At 66.0% G+C, this 20,982-nt stretch carries 23 protein-coding genes; 8 read left to right on the forward strand and 15 right to left on the reverse strand.

The features are described from left to right. Nucleotides 1-5: 5 nt before the first annotated feature. The gene (locus AC4ELH_RS12880; protein WP_064880261.1) at nt 6-680 is read right to left on the reverse strand and encodes an SDR family oxidoreductase; all 675 of its coding nucleotides are present in this window, start codon (nt 678-680) and stop codon (nt 6-8) included. Between the two features lie 77 nt (nt 681-757). Here AC4ELH_RS12880 and ggh point away from each other — a divergent pair, with 77 nt between their 5' ends. Then, nucleotides 758-2,098 (forward strand): glucosylglycerate hydrolase, encoded by a 1,341-nt coding sequence (gene ggh / locus AC4ELH_RS12885; protein WP_064880263.1) that lies wholly within the window; start codon nt 758-760, stop codon nt 2,096-2,098. 5 nt (nt 2,099-2,103) lie between these two features. Here ggh and AC4ELH_RS12890 read toward each other — a convergent pair whose 3' ends face one another. The 9 genes from AC4ELH_RS12890 to AC4ELH_RS12930 form a co-directional block, all read right to left on the reverse strand. Then, a complete protein-coding gene (locus AC4ELH_RS12890) occupies nt 2,104-2,586 on the reverse strand; it encodes a MarR family winged helix-turn-helix transcriptional regulator (RefSeq protein ID WP_064880265.1) in 483 nt (160 codons plus the stop codon). Between the two features lie 76 nt (nt 2,587-2,662). Further along, entirely contained in the window at nt 2,663-3,400 is a 738-nt protein-coding gene (locus AC4ELH_RS12895; RefSeq protein ID WP_055119170.1) for an amino acid ABC transporter ATP-binding protein, read from the reverse strand. Then, complete coding sequence (locus AC4ELH_RS12900; protein ID WP_064957498.1) at nt 3,400-5,172, reverse strand: ABC transporter substrate-binding protein/permease; 1,773 nt, start codon at nt 5,170-5,172, stop codon at nt 3,400-3,402. Before AC4ELH_RS12900 ends, AC4ELH_RS12895 begins: the two co-directional genes overlap by 1 nt. 45 nt (nt 5,173-5,217) lie before the next feature. After that, the gene (locus AC4ELH_RS12905; RefSeq protein WP_064957497.1) at nt 5,218-5,883 is read right to left on the reverse strand and encodes a GntR family transcriptional regulator; all 666 of its coding nucleotides are present in this window, start codon (nt 5,881-5,883) and stop codon (nt 5,218-5,220) included. A 77-nt stretch (nt 5,884-5,960) separates the two neighbouring features. Beyond that, nucleotides 5,961-6,791, reverse strand: coding sequence for an LLM class F420-dependent oxidoreductase (locus AC4ELH_RS12910; RefSeq protein WP_498884771.1), 831 nt, complete (start codon nt 6,789-6,791; stop codon nt 5,961-5,963). Between the two features lie 57 nt (nt 6,792-6,848). Further along, nucleotides 6,849-7,736 carry an alpha/beta fold hydrolase gene (locus tag AC4ELH_RS12915; protein ID WP_498884773.1) on the reverse strand — a complete coding sequence of 296 codons (888 nt, stop codon included), beginning with the start codon at nt 7,734-7,736 and terminating at the stop codon, nt 6,849-6,851. Nucleotides 7,737-7,824: 88 nt separating this feature from the next. Then, nucleotides 7,825-8,916: an inositol-3-phosphate synthase gene (locus AC4ELH_RS12920; protein ID WP_064880273.1), complete on the reverse strand. Its 1,092-nt coding sequence runs from the start codon at nt 8,914-8,916 to the stop codon at nt 7,825-7,827. A 57-nt stretch (nt 8,917-8,973) separates the two neighbouring features. Beyond that, on the reverse strand, nt 8,974-9,519 hold the full coding sequence (locus AC4ELH_RS12925; RefSeq protein ID WP_055120968.1) for a PadR family transcriptional regulator: 546 nt from the start codon (nt 9,517-9,519) through the stop codon (nt 8,974-8,976). A 224-nt stretch (nt 9,520-9,743) separates the two neighbouring features. Continuing rightward, the gene (locus tag AC4ELH_RS12930; RefSeq protein ID WP_448444496.1) at nt 9,744-10,616 is read right to left on the reverse strand and encodes a DUF1707 SHOCT-like domain-containing protein; all 873 of its coding nucleotides are present in this window, start codon (nt 10,614-10,616) and stop codon (nt 9,744-9,746) included. Between the two features lie 70 nt (nt 10,617-10,686). Between AC4ELH_RS12930 and AC4ELH_RS12935 the strand changes: the two genes are divergently transcribed. The 3 genes from AC4ELH_RS12935 (at nt 10,687) to AC4ELH_RS12945 (ending at nt 15,390) form a co-directional block, all read left to right on the forward strand. Further along, entirely contained in the window at nt 10,687-11,109 is a 423-nt protein-coding gene (locus tag AC4ELH_RS12935; protein WP_036443617.1) for a DUF5318 domain-containing protein, read from the forward strand. Between the two features lie 148 nt (nt 11,110-11,257). Then, entirely contained in the window at nt 11,258-13,705 is a 2,448-nt protein-coding gene (locus AC4ELH_RS12940; protein WP_082963336.1) for a transglycosylase domain-containing protein, read from the forward strand. Between the two features lie 32 nt (nt 13,706-13,737). Further along, entirely contained in the window at nt 13,738-15,390 is a 1,653-nt protein-coding gene (locus tag AC4ELH_RS12945; protein ID WP_498885040.1) for a glycosyltransferase family 87 protein, read from the forward strand. 42 nt (nt 15,391-15,432) lie between these two features. On the opposite strand, the gene AC4ELH_RS12950 is transcribed toward AC4ELH_RS12945, so the two are convergent. The 5 genes from AC4ELH_RS12950 to AC4ELH_RS12970 all read right to left on the reverse strand — a co-directional run bounded on the left by AC4ELH_RS12950 (nt 15,433) and on the right by AC4ELH_RS12970 (nt 18,803). After that, entirely contained in the window at nt 15,433-16,128 is a 696-nt protein-coding gene (locus AC4ELH_RS12950; RefSeq protein ID WP_498884776.1) for a hypothetical protein, read from the reverse strand. Between the two features lie 59 nt (nt 16,129-16,187). Continuing rightward, entirely contained in the window at nt 16,188-16,754 is a 567-nt protein-coding gene (locus AC4ELH_RS12955; RefSeq protein ID WP_498884778.1) for a hypothetical protein, read from the reverse strand. A 131-nt stretch (nt 16,755-16,885) separates the two neighbouring features. Beyond that, nucleotides 16,886-17,431 carry a hypothetical protein gene (locus AC4ELH_RS12960; RefSeq protein WP_498884779.1) on the reverse strand — a complete coding sequence of 182 codons (546 nt, stop codon included), beginning with the start codon at nt 17,429-17,431 and terminating at the stop codon, nt 16,886-16,888. A 40-nt stretch (nt 17,432-17,471) separates the two neighbouring features. Continuing rightward, nucleotides 17,472-18,107, reverse strand: coding sequence for a hypothetical protein (locus tag AC4ELH_RS12965; RefSeq protein ID WP_448444503.1), 636 nt, complete (start codon nt 18,105-18,107; stop codon nt 17,472-17,474). A gap of 87 nt (nt 18,108-18,194) precedes the next feature. Then, the gene (locus AC4ELH_RS12970) at nt 18,195-18,803 is read right to left on the reverse strand and encodes a hypothetical protein (protein ID WP_448444505.1); all 609 of its coding nucleotides are present in this window, start codon (nt 18,801-18,803) and stop codon (nt 18,195-18,197) included. Nucleotides 18,804-18,959: 156 nt separating this feature from the next. On the opposite strand from AC4ELH_RS12970, the gene rpsF reads away from it, so the two are divergent. From rpsF to rplI, 4 genes are all read left to right on the forward strand, one after another. Continuing rightward, complete coding sequence (gene rpsF, locus AC4ELH_RS12975; RefSeq protein WP_018603055.1) at nt 18,960-19,250, forward strand: 30S ribosomal protein S6; 291 nt, start codon at nt 18,960-18,962, stop codon at nt 19,248-19,250. Between the two features lie 69 nt (nt 19,251-19,319). Next, a complete protein-coding gene (locus tag AC4ELH_RS12980) occupies nt 19,320-19,823 on the forward strand; it encodes a single-stranded DNA-binding protein (protein ID WP_055119149.1) in 504 nt (167 codons plus the stop codon). Between the two features lie 35 nt (nt 19,824-19,858). Next, nucleotides 19,859-20,122, forward strand: coding sequence for a 30S ribosomal protein S18 (gene rpsR, locus AC4ELH_RS12985; protein ID WP_055119147.1), 264 nt, complete (start codon nt 19,859-19,861; stop codon nt 20,120-20,122). 11 nt (nt 20,123-20,133) lie between these two features. Beyond that, nucleotides 20,134-20,589: a 50S ribosomal protein L9 gene (rplI, locus tag AC4ELH_RS12990; protein ID WP_064880285.1), complete on the forward strand. Its 456-nt coding sequence runs from the start codon at nt 20,134-20,136 to the stop codon at nt 20,587-20,589. The last annotated feature ends 393 nt before the right edge of the window (nt 20,590-20,982 follow it).

The following is a 20,982-nucleotide window of genomic DNA, read 5'->3' on the forward strand; positions in this document are numbered from 1 at the left end:
CCGAATCACCCGGGGCGGACCACGATTTCGTGGACGTGGCCGTCGGGCGGGGTGGTGACGGCGGTCGCCACCAGTCCGGCCACGGTCTCGGGTTTGAGGAACTTCGTGGCGTCGTACTCACCGACGCCATCGCTTTCGTAGGCCACCAGATCGCGCTGCATCTCGGTGTCGGTGCGCCCGGGGAAGATCGAGGTGACCCGCAGCGAAGGTTCGTCCGCGCGCAGTGAGTCGGCGAATGCCCGCAGCGCGAACTTGCTGGCCGAATATGACGCCATTCCGGGCGAAACCTTCTGCCCGGCACCGGAATTGATGAAGACAACGTGCCCGCGGGCGGCGCGCAGGGCAGGCAGCAAGGCCAGCGTGAGCGCCACCGCACCGGTGACGTTCACCTCGAACGACGCCCGCCACTGCTCGGCGATCGACTCGGAAACCCGGCCGGGGTAGAGGACGCCGGCGTTGTGGACCAGTACATCGAGTTCGGCAAGCACCTCGGTGGCCGATTCGATCGAGTCCGCGTCGGTCAGATCCAGCGGCCAGGTCGGCGCGCCGAGTTGTTCGGCGAGCGCGTCGAGGCGGCGCGACGGGCGACCGGCCAGCAGCAGCGTGTGGGTGGGAGCAAGGGCGGCGGCGATGGCCGAGCCGATGCCGCCAGAGGCTCCGGTGATCAATGCAGTCGGCACGACTGCAACGTTACTGTGATGCCGAATGCGACGGGGCCGACCTGCGGACCGGGGCGCGGCGTCGCATCATGGTAGGGATGCCACCGGATCCCAGCTTCGCTCCCACCCAACTCGCCGCGCGCGCCGCCTACCTGCTGCGCGGCAACGACCTGGGTGTGATGACCACTGCCGCGCCGTTGCTGTATCCGCACATGTGGAGCTGGGATGCGGCGTTCGTCGCGATCGGGCTGGCTCCGCTGAGTGTGGAGCGTTCCGTAGTGGAACTCGACACGCTGCTCTCGGCGCAGTGGCGCAACGGGATGATTCCCCACATCGTGTTCGCCAACGGCGTCGACGGCTACTTTCCGGGTCCGGCCAGGTGGGCCACCTCGGCGCTGGCCGCCAACGCGCCGCGGGTCCGGCACACCTCGGGCATCACGCAGCCGCCCGTCCATGCGATCGCCGTGCAGCGCATCCTCGACCACGCCCGCAGCCGAGGCCGGTCCACGCGGGCGGTGGCGGAGACCTTCCTCGATCGACGGTGGGCCGATCTGGTGCGGTGGCACCGCTGGCTGGCCGAGTCGCGGGACCAGGACGGCCACGGCCGCATCACGCTGTACCACGGGTGGGAGTCCGGAATGGACAACTCGCCGCGCTGGGACAGCGCCTACGCCAACGTGGTTCCTGGCAGCGTGCCGGAGTACCAGCGCGAGGACAACGCGATCATCACCGACGCCACCCAGCGGCCGAGCGATCTCGAGTACGACAGGTACCTGTGGCTGCTCGAGGAGATGAAATCCGTTCGCTACGACGATGATCTGCTTCCGAAGGTGATGAGCTTCGCGGTCGAGGATGTGTTCGTCTCGGCGATCTTCTCGGTCGCCTGCCAGGTGCTCGCCGAGATCGGGGAGGACTACAAACGCCCGAACGCCGACGTCCGCGATCTCTACTCGTGGGCCGAGCGTTTCCGGGTCGGCGTTGTCGAGACCACCGACGAACGAACCGGTGCGGCAAGGGATTACGACGTTCGGGCGAAGAGGTGGGTGGCCACCGAGACCGTGGCGCAGTTCGCCCCGCTGCTGTGCGGAGGGCTGCCGCACGAACGCGAACGCGCCCTGTTGCGACTGCTGGAAGGCCCGCGGTTCTGCGGGCATCCGGACCTGAAGTACGCGCTCATCCCGTCGACGTCGCCGGTGTCGCGGGATTTCCGGTCGCGCGAGTACTGGCGCGGCCCGGTGTGGCCGGTGATGACGTGGCTGTTCTCGTGGTGCTTCGCGCGGCGGGGCTGGGCCGAGCGGGCCACGACGCTGCGCCGGGAAGGGTTGCGTCAGGCCAGCGACGGGACTTTCGCCGAGTACTACGAGCCGTTCACCGGGGAACCGCTGGGCAGCATGCAGCAGTCGTGGACCGCGGCTGCGGTGCTGGACTGGCTGGGCTGACCCGGTTACTCAGATTTGGCGTGGGCGGCGGTGGCCTGGTCGTTCTGGCCGGCCAACCGCTCGAGCGGGGCCAGTGCGGTGGCCAGCGTCGCGAGATCGTCGGAGCTCAGGTTGGCCAACCGGGCGGCCAGATCAGCTCGCCGGGCGGCCAGGGATTCGCGGTGCTGCACGAGGCCGCGCGGGGTGACCTCGACGAGAACGGCGCGCAGGTCGGAGGGGTCGCGAGAGCGCTTGACCAACCCGAGCTTCTCGAGCCGGCGGATCGCCACGGTCGTGGTGGGGGTGCGCACGCGCTCACGGGCGGCCAGTTCGGTCATCCGGATCGGGCCCTGGTCGAGCAGGGTGAGCAGGATCGAGAGCTGGGCCAGCGTGAGCTCCCCGGCGGTGCCCTTGTTGGTGTCGCCGCGGCGCAGCACCGAGAAAACCTTGGAGAGTACGCGTTGCAGCTCTCCGGCCAGCTCAGTGACCTGCGGTTCGGGCTCTCCCATAATTCGCTAGTCTAACCTGTCTGACGCTGCCAGGTTGTCAGCTTGTTCCGTTTGATGCAGGGGTTTCACGGCAAACTCACAGCACCTGGGACAGGAAGCGGCGCAGCCGATCTGTCTCGGCCGCTTCGAAGATCTGGTCGGGGGTACCCGACTCGACGACCTTTCCGTGATCCATGAACACCACCGAGTCGGCGGTGGAACGGGCGAAGCCCATCTCGTGGGTGACCGCCAGGATGGTCATTCCTTCGGCGGCCAGCTCGGCGATCAACTCCAGAATCCCCTTGACCAGCTCCGGGTCCAGCGCCGAGGTGGCCTCGTCGAAGAACATCACCTGGGGGGCCATGGCGAGCGCGCGTGCGATGGCGACGCGCTGCTGCTGGCCGCCCGACAGGGTTGCCGGACGTACATCGGCCTTGTGCCGCAGGCCAACCCGATCCAGCTGCTCCAGCCCCACGGTGCGGGCATGTTCGGGGCTGAGCCGCTTGAGCTTTCGCGGACCGAGGGTGACGTTGTCGAGAACGGTCTTGTGCGGGAACAGGTTGAACTGCTGAAACACCATGCCGATGCGCTGGCGCAGTTGATCGGGATTGTCGGTCAGCACCGAGCGTCCGTCGAGCAGGATGTCACCGCGGTCGGGTTCGTACAGGCGGTTGAGGGTGCGCAGCAGCGTCGATTTTCCGGATCCGGACGGGCCGATGATGGCTGTCGTCGTACCGGCAGGCACGTCGAGATCCACCCCGCGGAGCACCGCGTTCGGCCCGAACGACAGGTGAATGTCGTTGGCGGCCAGCGCGACCGGCTGTGGTGCCGACATCAGATCATCTCCTGGGTGGTCGCCGGGGGGAGGGGATCTTCCTCGGCCGGGGGCCGGCCTCTGCGCAGGCGGTTGTCGACGAAGTTCACCAGATGGGTCAGCGGGATCGTCAACAGCAGGTAGAAGAGCCCGGCGGCGACCAGCGGTGACAGATTGCCGGTCTGTGCGTTGAGATCTCGGCCCACCTGGAACAGTTCGCGCTGGCTGGCGACCAGGCCGAGGAAGTACACCAGCGACGAGGCCTTCAGGAGCGAGATGAACTGGTTCATCAATGCCGGCAGCACCCGCCGGATGCCCTGTGGAACGACGACCAATCGCATCGACGAGGCGTAGCTGAAGCCCAGCGCGCGTGAGGCTTCCAGCTGTCCGGCTTCCACGCTCTGGATGCCCGAGCGAAAGATCTCCCCGACGTAGGCCGCTGCCATTAGGCCGAGGGCCGCGATGCCCAGCGGGTAGGGGCTGTTGCCGGTGAGTGATCCGACCACCGGGCCGATGCCCAATCCGATCAACAGGATGATCACCACTTCGGGCAGGCCGCGGAAGATGTCGGTGTATACCCGGGCGGGCCAGCGCAGCCAGCGCGACCGGGAGATGCCCGCGACCGCCAGAACCATGCCGAGTACGAGTCCGATGATGCTGGCGCACACGGTCAGGATGAGCGTGTTGGGCAGTCCGGTACGCAGCAGGTCGGGGATCGCCTGCTTGTAGAGATCCCAGTCCAGGAACGAGTCCGCCAGTTGTGCGAGTGTCGATTTGGGTGCCACCGGACCACCGGCGGCGGGTTTCTCGTTGGCGGCGGCGATCGCGGCGAAATCGGGCAGCTTGGGTTCGGGGGCGGCCTTGGAGCCCGGTTTCCAGCCGGGCGGCAGAGCCCGTGGCACCCAGTCGGAGTACAGCTGGGCCCAGGTCCCGTCGGCGATGACGGCGTCGAGTCCGGAGTTCAGCGCGTCGATCAGGGGCTGGTTCTCCTTGGCCACCGCCCATGCGACGAAGTTGTCCAGGCTGAAGGTGTTTTCGATGATCTGTGCCGGGTCGCCGGGCTGCACGGTGCCCGAGGCCTGTTGTGACGGTGCCACCCAGGCGTCGATCTGCCGGGTCTTGAGGCTGGCGTAGACGGTGTTGTAGTCGGGGAACTTCACCGGCTGCAGGTGCAGGGTGTCTATGACGTACGCCTCCTGCACGGTGCCCTGCACCACGCCGATGCGCTGCCCGGCGGCGAGCTGGCCGAATCCCTTGATCGGTGAGCCGGAGGGCACGACGAGCGAGAAGTAGCCGAAGTCGTAGCCGTTGGTGAAGCCGACGGTGCGTCGCCGGGCGTCGGTGGTGGTGATCGAGCTGGACGCCACATCGAAGCGGCGGGAGGCGGTCTGGGCCAGCAGGCCGGAGAAGTCGGTGCCGACGAAGTTGACCCGAAGGCCGAGCTTGCCTGCGATGGCGCGCAGCAGTTCGTTGTCGAAACCGGTGAACTGTCCGGCCGAGTTGATGCAGATGCTGGGCGGCGCGTCCGACAGCGTGCCGACGGTGAGGACGCCGGGCGTGCCGAGGCCGAGGTTCTCGGGCCGGACCGTGTCCAGGGGTATGACGGTGGCGGTCGTGTACTTGTCGGCGCCGGGTCCGGTGGCCGCGGCGGCAAGGTTGGTGGGCAGTGCGCTCGCGCTGTCGACACCGGGTGGGGCGCACTGGTCGACGTCCGCTCCGGCCGGCGCTGCACACACCAGCCCAAGCAGCATCAGGACCGTGGTCAGCAGCGCGGCCGATCGTCTGGCGTCCATCTGATGCAACCTAGTGGGCGGGCGCCTCGTGATGAGTGATTCCGCTCAAGGGGACCGCAAGTCGCCGAACACTCCGCGCCGGGTCAGCTCGCCGATCATGATCTGCGCCATCTTCTCGGCGCGGTCGGTGCAGGCCTTGCGGGCTCTCTCCGGATCGCGGGCCTGGATCGCCGCCATCTCCTCCTCGTAGCCGTCGAGAAAGTCGGCCTTCGCCTTCGGGTAGCTGATCCAGAACTCCGCGGGCGCAAAGCTCTTACCGGCACGGATGGTGGCGTGCAGGCGCGGCCCGGCGTACTCGTCGTTGATCGAGTCGCGAAACACCCAGCACGCCTCCTGGAAGCCCTTGGTGTCCTTTGCTGAACGCATCATGCGCAACGTGTCATCGAGATGCGCGACCATGCGCGGAGTCGGGTTCGTGGCGCAGCGGGCGGAGGCGATGCCGTTGAGAATTCCGTACAGCTCATGGTGCTCGGCCACTGTGGCCTCGTCGAAGCGGGAGACGAATGCGCCGCGGTGATATCGCGTCGAGAGAATTCCGTCGTGCTCGAGCTGAACCACTGCTTCCTGGATCGGAACGCGGCTGAGCCCGAGGTCACGGACGATCTCGTTGCGGTCGATGCGGTCGCCGGAGCGCAGCTTGCCCGTCATCACCAAATTGATGATGTGCGTGACAACCTGGTCCTTCTCCTTGACCCCGTAATTCTTCGGCACCCTGGTTTATCTCCCCCTATGGCGATTATGTTTCGCCAGTTTCTCACGCGCCCGCCAGTTCGGAGACCTGAGTCGGTTCAGCTCAGTCGCTGAACTTTGCGCGCTCGGTCGTCGCGCCAGCGGCACAGGGCCTCGGCCCCCGTCAGGTCGTAGTCCGGACCGTTGACCCCCACGGTCAGGATGCTGACCCCCAGATCGGCCAGTGCGTCGGCCTCGGCGAGCATCGCGTCGATGCCGCCGGTCTCCTGCACCCCTGCCGAGCGCTGCACGGTCGCCGGGTCGCGGCCGGTGATGCCGCAGTGTTCGGCGAGGACCTCCGCCTTGCCCGGGTAGGTGTTGCGGTCGACGAATGCGTGCCAGATGTCGGCGTGCTCGGCTACCAGGCGCAGAGTCTTGCGTTCCCCCTGACCGCCGATCAGGATCGGGATCTCACGGGTGGGCGCCGGGTTGAGTTTGGCCAGCCGGGCCTCGATCCGCGGCAGAGCTATGGCAAGATCGTCCAGGCGACTGCCTGCGGTGCCGAACTCATATCCGTACTCGTCGTAATCCTTTTGTTTCCAACCGCTTCCGATGCCGAGGATGAGCCGGCCGTCGGAGATGTGGTCGACGGTGCGGGCCATGTCTGCCAACAGTTCCGGATTGCGGTAGGAGTTGCAGCTGACCAGTGCGCCGATCTCGATGCGCGAGGTCTGCTCGGCCCAGGCGCCGAGCATCGTCCAGCATTCGTAGTGCGCGCCTTCGGGGTCGCCGTAGAGCGGGAAGAAGTGATCCCAGTTGAAGGCGATGTCGACCCCGATGTCCTCACAGCGACGCACCGCGTCGCGGATGTGGCTGTAGGTGGGGGAGTGCTGCGGCTGCAGTTGCACGCCGATGCGGATGGGATGGCTCACATGGGTGAGCGTACCCACGAGGACTGCTCTTTGAACCCCCGCAGCGCTCTCCGATGTGATGCGCGGGGCGCCGGATCAGCCCAGTAGGCCGCGCAGGATCTCGACCAGCTTGGCCGGCTGATCGCCCTGCACCGAGTGGCCCGAGTCGGCGACCACGTGGGTGCGCTGGAAACCTGGTGCGCTATTTGCGAACTGCTCGGCGTCGTCGTCGTTGACGAAATAGGAGTTGGCGCCGCGGATCAGGGTGGTGGGCATGGTGATCGCCGGGACGTCGTCCCACAGGCCGTCAAACCCGTCGCCTTTGCGGAAGGTGTCGTAGCGCCACGTCCAGCTGCCGCCCTCGAGCTGCTTGGAGTTGTGGAACACGCCGCGCCGCAAGGAGTTCCGGTCCCGGTGTGGGGCGGCGGCGACGGTCACATCGAGCATGGCCTGAAATGTCGGGAACGTGCGGTTCTCCTGCACGAGGGCGACGGTGCCCATCTGTGCCTTGGTCATCTCGTTGTGCCGCTCGGGGGCCGACGGGGTGACGTCGACCAGCGCGAGTTCGGGAACCAGCCGGGGTTCGGTCGCAGCGATCCGCAGGGCCGTCAACCCGCCGAGCGACATTCCGACGACCAGGCGTGGGTTGGGTGCGTGATCTTCGAGCACCGGAATCAGGCTTGCCGCATTGAGTTTCGGGCCGTAGTCACCGTCCTCGCGCCAGGCCGAGCGGCCGTGGCCGGGTAGATCCACGGCCAGGGCGGGCTCACCGAGTCCGAGGATCACGGTGTCCCAGGTGTGGGCGTTCTGACCGCCGCCGTGCAGGAACACGATCCGCGGAGCGGCAGTGCCGAACTTCAGCGCGCTGACGGGCCCCTGTTCGATGCGCTCGACCGGTGGTATCGCGGTTGCGCCGATCTGTTCAGCGTTCTCGTGCAGGAGGCCGAACTCGTCGAGGTCGGTCAATGCGTCGTCGCTCACCACGCCGCCGACCTTACTTCCAAAACGACTCTGCGCCCAGGGCGTAGATGTGCGAGAAGCACACGCCCTGAGCGCAGAGTGAAAGGAGGATCTAGCCGTTGATGAAGGTCTCCAGCTCGATGCGCGCGACGTCGTCGGCGATCTGCTTGGGCGGGCTCTTCATCAGGTAGGCCGAGGCGGCCTCGATGGGGCCGCCGATACCGCGGTCCTTGGCGATCTTGGCGGCGCGCACCGCGTCGATGATCACACCGGCGGAGTTCGGCGAGTCCCACACCTCAAGCTTGTACTCCAGGTTCAGCGGGACGTCACCGAAGGCGCGGCCTTCCAGGCGCACGTAGGCCCACTTGCGGTCGTCGAGCCACGCGACGTGGTCGGACGGGCCGATGTGGACGTTCTTGTCCTCGACCTTGCCGGCCAGCGAGCCGGTCAGGTTGGAGGTGACGGCCTGGGTCTTGGAGACCTTCTTGGACTCCAGGCGCGAGCGCTCCAGCATGTTCAGGAAGTCCATGTTGCCGCCGACGTTGAGCTGGTAGGTGCGGTCCAGCGTGACGCCGCGATCTTCGAACAGCTTGGCCATGACGCGGTGGGTGATGGTCGCGCCGACCTGGCTCTTGATGTCGTCGCCGACGATCGGGACACCGGCGTCCTCGAACTTCTTGGCCCACACCGGGTCGGAGGCGATGAACACCGGCAGCGCGTTGACGAACGCCACGCCGGCGTCGATCGCGCACTGGGCGTAGAACTTGTCGGCCTCTTCGGAGCCCACCGGGAGGTAGGAGACCAGGACGTCGACCTTGGCATCCTTGAGCGCCTTGACCACGTCGACGGGCTCGAAGTCAGAGACCTCGATCGTGTCGGCGTAGTACTTGCCGATGCCGTCGAGGGTCGGGCCGCGCTGCACCGTCACGTTGGTCGGCGGCACGTCGGCGATCTTGATGGTGTTGTTCTCGGAGGCGAAGATGGCCTCGGACAGGTCGAAGCCGACCTTCTTGGCGTCCACGTCGAACGCGGCCACGAACTTCACGTCACGCACGTGGTACGGGCCGAACTTCACGTGCATCAGGCCCGGCACGGACGCATTTTCGTCGGCGTTGTGGTAGTACTGCACGCCCTGGACCAGGGACGATGCGCAGTTACCGACGCCGACAATGGCGACCCGGATTTCTCCTGCGTGCTCAGACATGGACGATCTCCTTACTCGTTCTGTGTGCTCGGCCTGGGGCCTTGTGCGGATCGGTGCTCATATGTTTTCCGAGCGCCCCTGGGCCGTACGTTCGGCCGCGATCAACTCGTTGAGCCATTTGACTTCTCGTTCGCTGGACTCCAGGCCCAGTTGGTGCAGCTGACGGGTGTAGCGGTCGAATGAACTGCTGGCCCGCGCCACGGCTTCACGCAGACCTTCCCGACGTTCCTCCACCTGACGACGCCGGCCCTCAAGGATTCGCATCCTGGCCTCGGCCGGGGTGCGGTTGAAGAAGGCCAGGTGGACACCGAACCCGTCGTCGGAGAAGTTCTGTGGCCCCGTGTCGGCGACCAACTCGGTGAACCGCTGCTTGCCGGCATCGGTCAGCTGATACACCCGCCGAGCGCGACGCACCTTGGTCGGTCCCAAGGGTGCGGCGTCCTCGACGATCAGGCCATCGGCCTGCATGCGCCGTAATGCCGGGTAGAGCGACCCATACGAGAACGCCCTGAACGCCCCCAACAGACCCGTCAATCGCTTGCGCAGCTCGTAGCCGTGCATGGGTGATTCGAGCAATAGGCCCAGGACTGCGAGCTCCAGCATCGAAAACACCCCTTTCGACAGATCAGATGGAATTGATCGCTACGACGGATCAACACCTCGCCAAACTGTATCGCGCCGATATATTGCGTGCCAACTGAATGCCACGGATTCACGCGGTTGGCCATCGATTGGCCGTCGATTGTCACGCTGGAGTGGCGGTCGAGCTCCAGCGTCACGCCAGCGTGACGCTGGGCCCGAACTGCGGCGACGACGGCGCAGCCGGCTCAGCGGTTGGCGGGCCAGAGCTGCTTGGTGGTTCCGTCGGGGTACAGCTCGATGCGGCCGGAGCCGAAATCACTGTTGACGAAGATCTCGACGTTCACCGCCTCGGGGGCGGACGGGTCCTTGCCCGGCCCGATCCGCATCCAGACGTCTTTGACGTCGGCCCGTTTCACCCCGACGGTGTCGGGTGCTCCCCGCAGGATCGCCAGGGTCTTCTCGTAGTCGAACTTGGCCAGGTCGATCAGCCGGTCGTCGCTGTCGATCGTGCTCGGGGACGAACTGGGATCGCCCCAGCCGCCGCGGTAGTAGTAGGTCTGTTTGCGGCGGTTGTCCTGCGGATCGGGCCGGTCCAGCATCGCCATGTCGTCGTGGATGTCGATCTCGAAGCCCAAGGTGTTGCCGAACTTCTGGTGCATCTGCTCGAACAGACCCTTGAACCCGTTGAGCGATTGCAGCTGCGTCGGCGGGGTCAGCACCACCGGGTCGATGCCGTCCGGCACCGCCCCCGGGTCGGGGTTGAAACTCAACGGTGACGGGGTGTTTCCGTACAGACCCCAGCCGATACCGATGCCGAGCACGACCAGTACGACGGCCGAGGCCACCCGCAACCCCCACCCGGAACCGGCTGGTTTGCGAATGCGGGGCAGGCGGGGCTCGGTCAGCGTCGGCATCTTCACCGGCGCATTGGAGTTCTGTAGATCGTCGACCAGGCGGGCCAGGTCTCCGAGGGTCGTGGCGTTGGTGGCCGCCGACACCCGCTGACGGTGTTCTTCCATGGACAACTGGCCTTCACCGAGCGCGTTGTCGAGCACCTTGCAGGTGTCGTTGCGATCGCTGTCTTTGGCCCGGGTGGTCGAGGTCTGCCGAGTTGCCACGGAAGATGATCGTAGGAGGTGTGACGCGGTCGCGCCTCGGTGTCCAAGGGGTCGACGTACTCTGGTCATCGTGCGATTGCAGAGACAGGTGGTGGATTACGCGCTTCGGCGGCGGTCCCTGCTGGCTGAGGTCTATTCGGGGCGCACCGGCGTCTCGGAGGTCTGTGATGCCAACCCGTACCTGCTGCGCGCGGCAAAATTTCACGGCAAGCAAAGTTCGGTGATGTGTCCGATCTGCCGTAAAGAGCAGCTCACGCTGGTGTCGTGGGTATTCGGTGATCATCTGGGCCCGGTGTCGGGCTCAGCGCGCACCGCGGAGGAGCTGGTGATGTTGGCAACTCGTTACGACGAGTTCGCAGTCCATGTGGTTGAGGTATGCCGCACCTGCAGTTGGAATCATTTGGTCAAGTCATATGTCCTGGGCGCGCCTCGGCCGCCGAAGGCACGTGGCACTCGAGGCACGCGCAAGTCGGCGCGTACGGCCAGTGAATAACGAAGGGCGCCATAGCCGGTCAGCCAACGACATCCGTAGTGCGGCTGACCGCCTCGGCGCGCGCGAAAACCGGCCGCCGGCCCAGAAGCCCCCGGTGCGAGAGAACCCGCCCGCGCGAGAGAACCCGCCCGCGCGGGAGAAGCCGCCGATGCTGGACAAGCCCCCGGTGCGGGAGAACCGCCCGCCCGCTCGTGAGAATGCGCCCACGGGACGGCCGAACGGTCCCACGGGTCGTCCCGGTCGTCCGGCGGTACCGCCCGATGATCGGCTCACCACGGTGCTGCCGCCGGTGCGCGACGGCGCACCTGCCCCGCTCGACGTCGTCAGGGCGGCGATGGACGGCACTCCGCCGCCGAAACCGCCGCCACCCAAATCTCCCCCTCCGCCGCCGGGAGGCGGCCGCGGGAACGGGCCTTCGGGTCCGTCAGGTCCGTCGGGGTCGAGCCCCAAGACGACCCGGCAGTTCCACATCAACTGGAAGCTGGTCCGACGGCTGTCGATAGCCGCTGTCGTGGCGATGATCTTGCTTCCGCTGGTGACCTTCGGGATGGCGTACATGATCGTCGACGTCCCGCAGCCCGGTGACATCCGCACCAACCAGGTGTCGACGATCCTGGCCAGCGACGGCAGCGAGATCGCCAAGATCGTGCCTCCTGAAGGCAACCGCGTCGACGTCGGAATCGACAAGATCCCGGAGCACGTCCGCAACGCGGTGATGGCCGCCGAGGACCGCGACTTCTACACCAATCCGGGCTTCTCGTTCACCGCGCTGTTGCGCGCGATAAAGAACAACCTGGTCGGCGGTGATCTGCAGGGCGGGTCGACCATCACCCAGCAGTACGTCAAGAACGCGCTCGTCGGTGACGAGCGCTCTGGCATCGGCGGTCTGATCCGTAAGGCCAAGGAACTGGTCATCTCGACCAAGATGGCCAGCGAATGGTCCAAAGACGCTGTGATGCAGGCGTATCTCAACATGATCTATTTCGGTCGCGGCTCCTACGGGATCGCGGCGGCCGCCAAGGCGTACTTCGACAAGCCGGTGGAGCAGCTCACCGTCGCCGAGGGCGCACTGATGGCCGCGCTGATCCAGCGTCCCTCGACGCTGGACCCCGCAGTGGATCCGGAGGGCGCCGCCGAGCGGTGGAACTGGGTGCTGGACGGCATGGTCGACATGGGCGCGTTGTCGGCCCAGGAACGCGCCGGCCAGGTGTTCCCGCCGACGGTGCCGCCGGACCAGGCCCGCCAGGCGAATCAGACCACGGGCCCGAACGGACTGATCGAGCGTCAGGTCACCAAGGAACTGCTGGATCTGTTCGACATCAGCGAGCAGGCGCTGAACACCGAGGGTCTGCAGGTCACCACCACGATCGACCCGCAGGCCCAGCAGGCCGCCGAGAATGCGGTGACCAAATACATGGACGGCCAAGACTCCGACATGCGGACCGCGGTGGTGTCCATCGATCCACGTGACGGCGCGGTCAAGGCCTATTACGGCGGTTCGGATGCCAATGGCTTCGACTTCGCCCAGGCCGGTCTGCCGACAGGCTCCTCGTTCAAGGTGTTCGCTCTCGTCGCCGCCCTGCAGCAGGGCATCGGTCTGGGTTATCAGGTCGACAGTGGACCGGTCGAGGTCAACGGCATCAAGATCAGCAACGTCGAAGGTGAAGGGTGCGGCACCTGCTCGATCGCCGAGGCGCTCAAGCGATCGCTGAACACCAGCTACTACCGGTTGATGTTGAAGCTGGAGCACGGCCCCGAGGATGTCGCCAAGGCGGCCCACGATGCCGGCGTGGCCGAGAGTTTCCCCGGCGTCGAACACACGCTGTCCGAGGACGGCAAGGGCGGCCCGCCCAACAACGGTGTGGTGCTGGGCCAGTACCAGTCCCGGGTGATCGACATGGCTTCGGCGTACGCGACGCTCGCGAACTCCGGCGTCTACCACAAGCCGCACTTCGTCCAGAAGGTCGTGAACTCGTCGGGACAGGTGCTTTTCGACGCGTCCAGCCAGGACAACGGTGAACAGCGGATCGACAAGGCCGTGGCCGACAACGTCTCGTCGGCGATGCAGCCGATCGCCGGCTGGTCGCGCGGGCACAACCTGGCCGGCGGGCGCGCCTCGGCCGCCAAGACGGGCACCAATCAGCTCGGCGATACCGGCGACAACCGGGACGCCTGGATGGTCGGCTACACACCGTCGCTTTCGACCGCGGTGTGGGTCGGTACCTCCGACGGTGTGAAGCCGTTGAAGACGGCAGGAGGGGGCCCCGTCTACGGATCCGGTCTGCCCTCGGACATCTGGAAATCCACGATGGACGGCGCACTGAAAGGCACCGACAACGAGAAGTTCCCGAAGCCGACCGAGATCGGGGGCTATGCGGGTGTGCCGCAGGCCCCGCCGCCCCCGCCCGCACCGGGTACTCCGGGTGGTCCACCGATCGTGATGCCTTCGGAGACCGTGATTCAGCCGACCATCGAAGTGGCCCCGGGTATCACGATCCCGATCGGCCCCCCGACGACCGTGCCGATCGGACCGCCGCCGGGAGCTCCCGTTGTGCCTGGCGTGCCGGGCGAGCCGGTGCCACCGCCGCCTCCGTGACGGACCAGGCGTCCCCGGCTCCGCCGGTCGAGTTGGATTCGCCGGCCCCGCCGGCCGAACTGGTATCCCCGGCGCCGCCCGCAGAAGACCGACGGAGCGCCGACGACCGCGACCTCCCCAGCCGCAACGACCGGCTGACCGAGGCGCTGTCGCAGACGGTGGGCGGGCCCGTCGGCCGACATGCGTTGATCGGCCGGTCCCGCTTCATGACCCCGCTGAGGGTGATGTTCATCATCGCCGTGGTGTTCCTGGCATTGGGCTATACGTCCAAGGCCGCGTGCCTGCAGACGACCGGCAGCGGGACCGCTGGGCAGCGGGTGGCCAACTGGGAGAACAACCGGGCCTATTACGAGCTGTGCTATTCCGACACGGTTCCGCTCTACACCGCAGAGTTGTTGAACCAGGGCAAGTTTCCCTACAAGTCCAGTTGGGTCGAGAACGACGCGACCGGCAAGCCACGAATGCAGTACGACGGCAGTCCGGCGATCCGCTACATGGAATACCCGGTGCTGACGGGGCTCTACCAGTACGTGTCGATGTCACTGGCCAAGACCTATACCGCACTGACGAAGCTGGTGTCGGTCCCGCTCATCGCCGAAGTGGTGATGTTCTTCAACATTGCCGCGTTCGGTTTGGCGCTGGCCTGGTTGGCGACGATCTGGGCCACCTCACGACTGGCCGGCCGGCGGGTGTGGGATGCCGCGTTGGTGGCCGGCTCACCCATCGTGATCTTCCAGGTGTTCACCAATTTCGATGCCCTCGCCACCGCCTCCGCGGCGGGCGCGATGCTGGCGTGGGCCCGTCGAAAACCGGTGTGGGCCGGGGCGCTGATCGGAATCGGGGTGGCGGCCAAGCTGTATCCGTTGCTGTTGTTCGTTCCGCTCGTGCTGCTCGGGTTGCGCACCGGGCGTCTGCGTGAGGTCGGCAAGACGGCGTTGACAGCGGTGGTGACGTGGTTGGTCGTCAACCTGCCGATCATGGTGATGTTCCCGCGCGGATGGTCAGAGTTCTTCCGGCTCAACACCCGTCGTGGTGACGACATGGATTCGCTGTACAACGTGGTGAAATCGTTCAGCGACTGGCAGGGCTTCGATCCGGACCTGGGTTTCTGGCAGCCGCCGACGGTGTTGAACACTGTCACCGCGGTGTTGTTCGCCGCGTGCTGCATTGCGATCGGCTACATCGCACTGACGGCGCCGCAGCGGCCACGGTTGGCGCAACTGGCGTTCCTGGTGGTCGCCACCTTCCTACTGACCAACAAGGTGTGGAGCCCGCAGTTCTCTCTGTGGTTGGTGCCGCTGGCGGTGCTCGCCTTGCCGCACCGCCGAATCCTGTTGGCGTGGATGACCATCGACGCCCTGGTGTGGGTGCCGCGCATGCTCTATCTGTACGGCGAGGCCAACAAGGGTCTCCCCGAGCAGTGGTTCACCACCACTGTGTTGCTGCGTGATCTCGCGGTGATCGCGTTGTGCGCGTTGGTTATTCGTCAGATCTATCGCCCGGACCTCGACCTGGTCCGGCACGGCGGCCGCATCGACGACCCCACCGGTGGGGTGTTCGACAAAGCACCCGATAGCCCGCCGCGGTGGCTGCCGGACTGGCTGCGACCGTCGGCTGACCGGGTGCGTATCGAACCGGCTCCGGAGCCCGAGCTGTTGGACGCCTCGGTTGTCACGCCAGAGTGACGCTCGGCGCCGACAGCCACGCTGGCGTGACAATGGGTGGGCTCAGCCGTGATGTGGCGGGTACCCCGGGTTTTGCACCGGGTACCCCTGAAACGGTGAAAACGGCTGAGGTGGGGTTTCCTCTGGTGCGGCAGGCTGATTGGCCCTGATCCAGGCACCCGTGGCCGGCAGCATGGCCAGGACGAGCGTCGTGAGCACGTAGATGAGAACCACGGTCCAGACCAAGAAAAAGGCGGGGCGGCCATCGCGGGTGGCGTCGGTGTAGGTCGCCGCGAGGCCGACGACAGCGATCGGCACGGCCAGTGCGGAACCGGCGATCACCAGCCCGCGGCCGGCCCTCTTGGGTTTGTACAGCTTTATCGCGCCGAACAGCCAGAGCAGTCCGTAGCCGCCGATCACCAGAAGATTACCGACGATCGTTCCCAAAGCCTCGCCGAGTTCCATCCGGCCGTTGCTCACATCCACAAGCATTGCGACCACCCCTGCCAGAAGGACGCCGAAAACTATCACCGCGGCGACGCCTGCCAGGGCGGCGGCGGCGATCCCGAAGACACCCCTGGCCGGGGCGGCTGGTCCGGATTGCGGTTGGCCGGGCTGGGCGTTTACGACCGGCGGCTGGCCGAACTGTGGAGAACCGCCCTGGTGGGGGAGTCCCGGTTGCGGGAATCCGGAGGGCTGCTGTGCGAAGTCGGGCTGACCACCGGACCCCGGCCGGTAGGGCCCGTACGGATCGTTCACACCGCCTCCTCGAAGTCCACGTTCACACGGGCCGCGGTAGGCACGAGATCCGCACCGCTTCAACCCCGGTATGGCGGATAGTACTGCGGAGCAACTGGATCCTGCTTCGCCTGGATCCAGGCTTTCGTCGAGGGCAGCATCGTCAGGACCAGCGTTCCGATCGGGAAGGCGAAGTCCAGCAATGCGATTGTGACGATGGCGCCCGCGCTGGGTTCGGCGTTGGAGAATCCTTCGATCAGAAAGAGCGCACCGGCCAGCATGATCGCGGCACATCCGCCGGCGATGATCCCGCGGCTGATTGCCTTGCGTCGCCACAGCTGTATCGCTCCGGTCACGAGTGCCAGTCCGGAGGCGATACACAACAGAGCAACCGTGGCAGCCGGCACCTCGGAACGATGCCTGCTGATCACCGCGACCATGATCAGGATGCCCAGGACGAGTCCGGCCAGTCCGCCCAGTAGCGCCACGATGGCGGCGATGGTCCCGGTGGCACCGCTCGGGACGCTCGACGGTGCCGGCTGATGGGCGCTCGGGTAGCTGGGTTGGCCGAACCCGGGCTGGTGGGAGAAGACGGGCGGCGGCGTCTCGAAAACGGGCTGTTGTGAGAAGGCCGGTTGTTCCGGCATTCCCTGATCGAAGGGACCACTGGGAAACGTCACAGATCCCCCCGGAGTCTCAAAGGCTGACAGGGCCCAGCCTATCTGGACTGCCGAGGGCACAGTGCCAGTGTCGTTCGCGCAGCCCGAGCCAGTCGGCGTCAGGTCGCGGCAACCAGGTCCTGTTTCGCCCGGATCCACGCCGCGGTCGACGGGAGCAATGCCACCACGAGGGTGGCGATCGGCAGAATCAGACTCAGGATCGCCAGTCCGCTGATGGCGTAGGACCCGTAGCGGGCTGTCGTGGCCAGACTCAGTCCGAGGCTGATCAGGCTGCCGAGGATGATCAATACGCAGCCGCTGACGATCAGTCGGCGTCCGATCATCTTGCGTCGCACCAGCGCCACGGTGCCGGCCAGAAGCAGGATTCCGCAGACGACGCTCAGCAGCGTCGCGAGGACGGTCAACGCCAGCGCACCGGGGGTTCTGAGGGCCAAAGTCCGTAGGCCCGTGTCTCCTGCCAGTGCGGCCAGACCGCTCAGCCCGATGATGCCGTTGCTGAGAGTCAGCAGTGCACCGATCCCGGACAGGACAGCAGTGATGATCGCTGTGAGCGCGCCCGGCGCGGCCTCCGGATGGCCCTCGGATCGGGATTCGACGAGCGCGGACTCGGGGTGTTGCCCCTCGGATCCGTGGGGAGAGGTCACTGCTGCTCCGATCGTGGGTGGTTGGTGGGGGTGTACGGAATCAGCCCGGGTACGGCGGATACGGCTGGGGCGCAATCGGATTCTGCTTCGCCCGGATCCATGCAGCTGTCGACGGCAGTAGTACCAGCACGAGAGTCGCGATCGGGAAGATCACACCCACGAGATCCGCAGCGACGCCGCGGTCGTACTCATAGTCCGCGATCGCCGACGGCGTCCAGGTGAGATTGATCAGGGTGCTCAGAATGGATGCCGAACAGCCTGCGGCCACGAGCCACCGCCCAATCATCTTGCGTAGCAACAACGTCACCGTCCCGATCAGAAGCAGCACTCCGGCAACGATGTTCAGCCCCGTGATGGCGACCAGGGGTGTCCATGCGCTTCCGGCAGCATCGGACGTTTCGCCTATCAGTATCGAAAGCCCGAAGGCCATGAAGAGGCCCCCTACAACGTTCGCCAAGCCGCCGAGGCCCGCAAGGACACCCGCGATGATGCCGGTGACCCCACTCGGGGGCACCGGGGCTGAGGGCGGCATGCCATAGGGCTGTTGCGGGTAGCCCGGCGGCGGATAGCCGGGTTGCTGCGGGTAGCCGGGCTGCGGCGGCGGGTAGCCAGGCTGCTGCGGATAGCCGGGCTGGCCGGGAAGCCCCTGACCGTACGGCCCATTGGGATACGTCACGGTTCCCCCGACCCTCGAAGTTTTACAGGCTCACCATATTCCGGTTTGGGTGACTCAGAGCGGCTTTGGCTTCAGGTCGGCTTCGGGTCAACCCCAGCCCGGGTGCTGCGGGTAGGGCTGGGGCGCAACTGGATTCTGTTCGGCTTCGATCCACGCGGTCGTCGACGGCACCAGGGCCAACACCATGGTCACGATGGGGAAGACGGTCCCCACCACAGCGAAGATCTCACGGGCGTGGTAGCCGTAGGACGACGCTTCGGCAGCGGTCACGCCGAAGATGAGCAGGGTGCTCACGATTGCCAGCGCGCATGACCCGACCACGAGCCATCGGCCTCGCATCTGCCGTTCGCGCAGCTTCACCGCTCCGATGGCACACATCACTCCGAAGGCGGCATTGAGCGCGGTCACGATGATCAGAAACGCGAGCTCGGCACCGGAGCCGCTGGAGCTGGTGGCCCATGCGGCGACTGCGATCGCCGCCAGAACGCTGGTCCCGATGCCTGCAACAGCGCCGAGCGCCGCGAACACGGCCGCGGTGATCCCCGTGGCCCCGCTGGGTTCCACGGACGGTCCTGCGCTGGGAAGTTGTTGCGGATGGCTGAAGAGTGGTGGCAATGGCTGTTGCGTGTAACTGGGCTCCGGATAGCCGGACTGGTCGGGGAACTCCTGGCCGAAGGGCGAATTGGGATAGGTCACAGATCCCCTCGATCTTGACGTCGGATGGCCCGCATCGCACGGATTTCGCAGATCAGGGCTATTTCCGGTAGCCTAACCCGGTTGCCGACGCAGGCGACCCTCCTGCCACGGAATTCGCCGTGGCCGTACACGACCAGAGGAGGTGATGAGGTTCTAATGCGTCCATACGAAATCATGGTCATTCTCGACCCCACACTTGACGAGCGCACTGTAGCTCCGTCGTTGGAGACGTTCCTGAACGTCATCCGCAAGGATGGCGGTTCTGTCGACAAGGTCGACATCTGGGGACGCCGCCGGCTGGCCTACGAGATTGCCAAGCACGCCGAGGGCATCTACGCCGTTGTCGACGTCAAGGCTGAACCGGCCACCGTGTCCGAGCTCGACCGTCAGCTCAACCTGAACGAGTCCGTGCTGCGGACCAAGGTGATGCGGACCGACAAGCACTAAAGGCTGTCAGTCGTCGGCGGGGCTACGTAGGCTTCGCGCAAACGGACATGCCTATCCCAGGAGGATCTCGTGGCTGGTGACACCACCATCACAGTTGTCGGAAACCTGACCGCTGACCCGGAACTGCGTTTCACTCCGTCTGGCGCAGCAGTCGCCAACTTCACCGTCGCCTCGACGCCGAGGATGTTCGATCGGCAGAGCAACGAGTGGAAGGACGGCGAGGCGCTGTTCCTGCGGTGCAACATCTGGCGTGAGGCGGCCGAGAACGTGGCCGAGAGCCTCACCCGGGGTTCGCGGGTGATCGTCACCGGCCGGCTCAAGCAGCGGTCCTTCGAAACCCGAGAGGGCGAGAAGCGCACCGTTGTCGAGGTCGAGGTCGACGAGATCGGTCCGTCCCTGCGCTACGCCACGGCCAAGGTAAACAAGGCCAGCCGTAGTGGCGGCGGCGGTGGTGGTGGCTTCGGTGGTGGTGGCGGCGGAGGTTCGCGCCAGGCCGAGCCCAAAGACGATCCGTGGGGCAGTGCGCCGGCGTCGGGCTCCTTCAGTGGAGCCGACGACGAGCCGCCGTTCTGATCAACAACGAAATTTTTGCAAGGAAGAGATAACCAATGGCCAAGTCGAATACCAAGCGGCGGCCGGCACCGGAAAAGCCGGTCAAGACCCGCAAGTGCGTGTTCTGCTCCAAGAAGGGCAAGGGGCAGATCATCGATTACAAGGACACCGCGCTGCTGCGCACCTACATCAGCGAGCGCGGCAAGATCCGTGCCCGCCGGGTGACGGGCAACTGCGTCCAGCACCAGCGCGACGTTGCCGTCGCGGTGAAGAATGCCCGCGAGGTGGCTCTGCTGCCGTTCGGCTCGTCGACGCGGTAGGGGGCAGACCAATGAAGCTGATTCTCACCGCTGAGGTTGAGCACCTGGGCGTCGCAGGCGACGTCGTCGAGGTCAAGGACGGCTACGGCCGTAACTACCTGCTGCCCCGTGGGCTGGGCATCGTGGCCTCCCGCGGCGCCGAGCGCCAGGCCGAGGAGATCCGCCGGGCCCGCGAGGCCAAGTCGATCCGCGGCGTCGAGCACGCCAACGAGCTCAAGACCGCGCTCGAAGGTCTGGGCGAGGTGTCGCTGCCGGTTCACGCCGCTGCCGATACCGGCAAGCTGTTTGGTTCGGTCACCGCGGCTGACGTCGTGGCCGTGATCAAGAAGGCCGGCGGCCCGAACCTGGACAAGCGCACGGTGCAGCTGCCCAAGGCGCATATCAAGTCGGTCGGCACGCACCCGGTCACCGTGAAGCTTCACACCGGGGTCGAAGCCAAGGTGTCGCTGAACGTCGTCGCTGAGTGAGTAAACCCGCCGCGGAGTAATCCGTAGCGGAGCAATTCCGCCGGCACTCAATCGCCCGGGTGGGGACCTGCAGAGGTTTCCACCCGGGCGTTTGCTGTATCTCTGGCGAACTCGTTGCGGGAAACTCTGGACAGCGAAGCTAACTCGGTGTTAACCCGCCGGGTCCCGGGGCGCAACACAACACGCCCGGGACGGCAACCCGGCACGACACGCCGAAGAACTTCCCATACACAAACACTGACAACCCCTATGGCACCCTGACCAGGGAAAACAAAAGATCGCTCGGGAATGATCCACAGGTTCTCCCCAGAGGCTCAACACCGCGACCGAGACCTATCCCCACACCATCCACAGGTTGATCAACAGGGGTGGTTTCGGGCGGCTCCAGCAACG

The sequence above is a fragment of the Mycobacterium shunyiense genome, assembly GCF_058270075.1.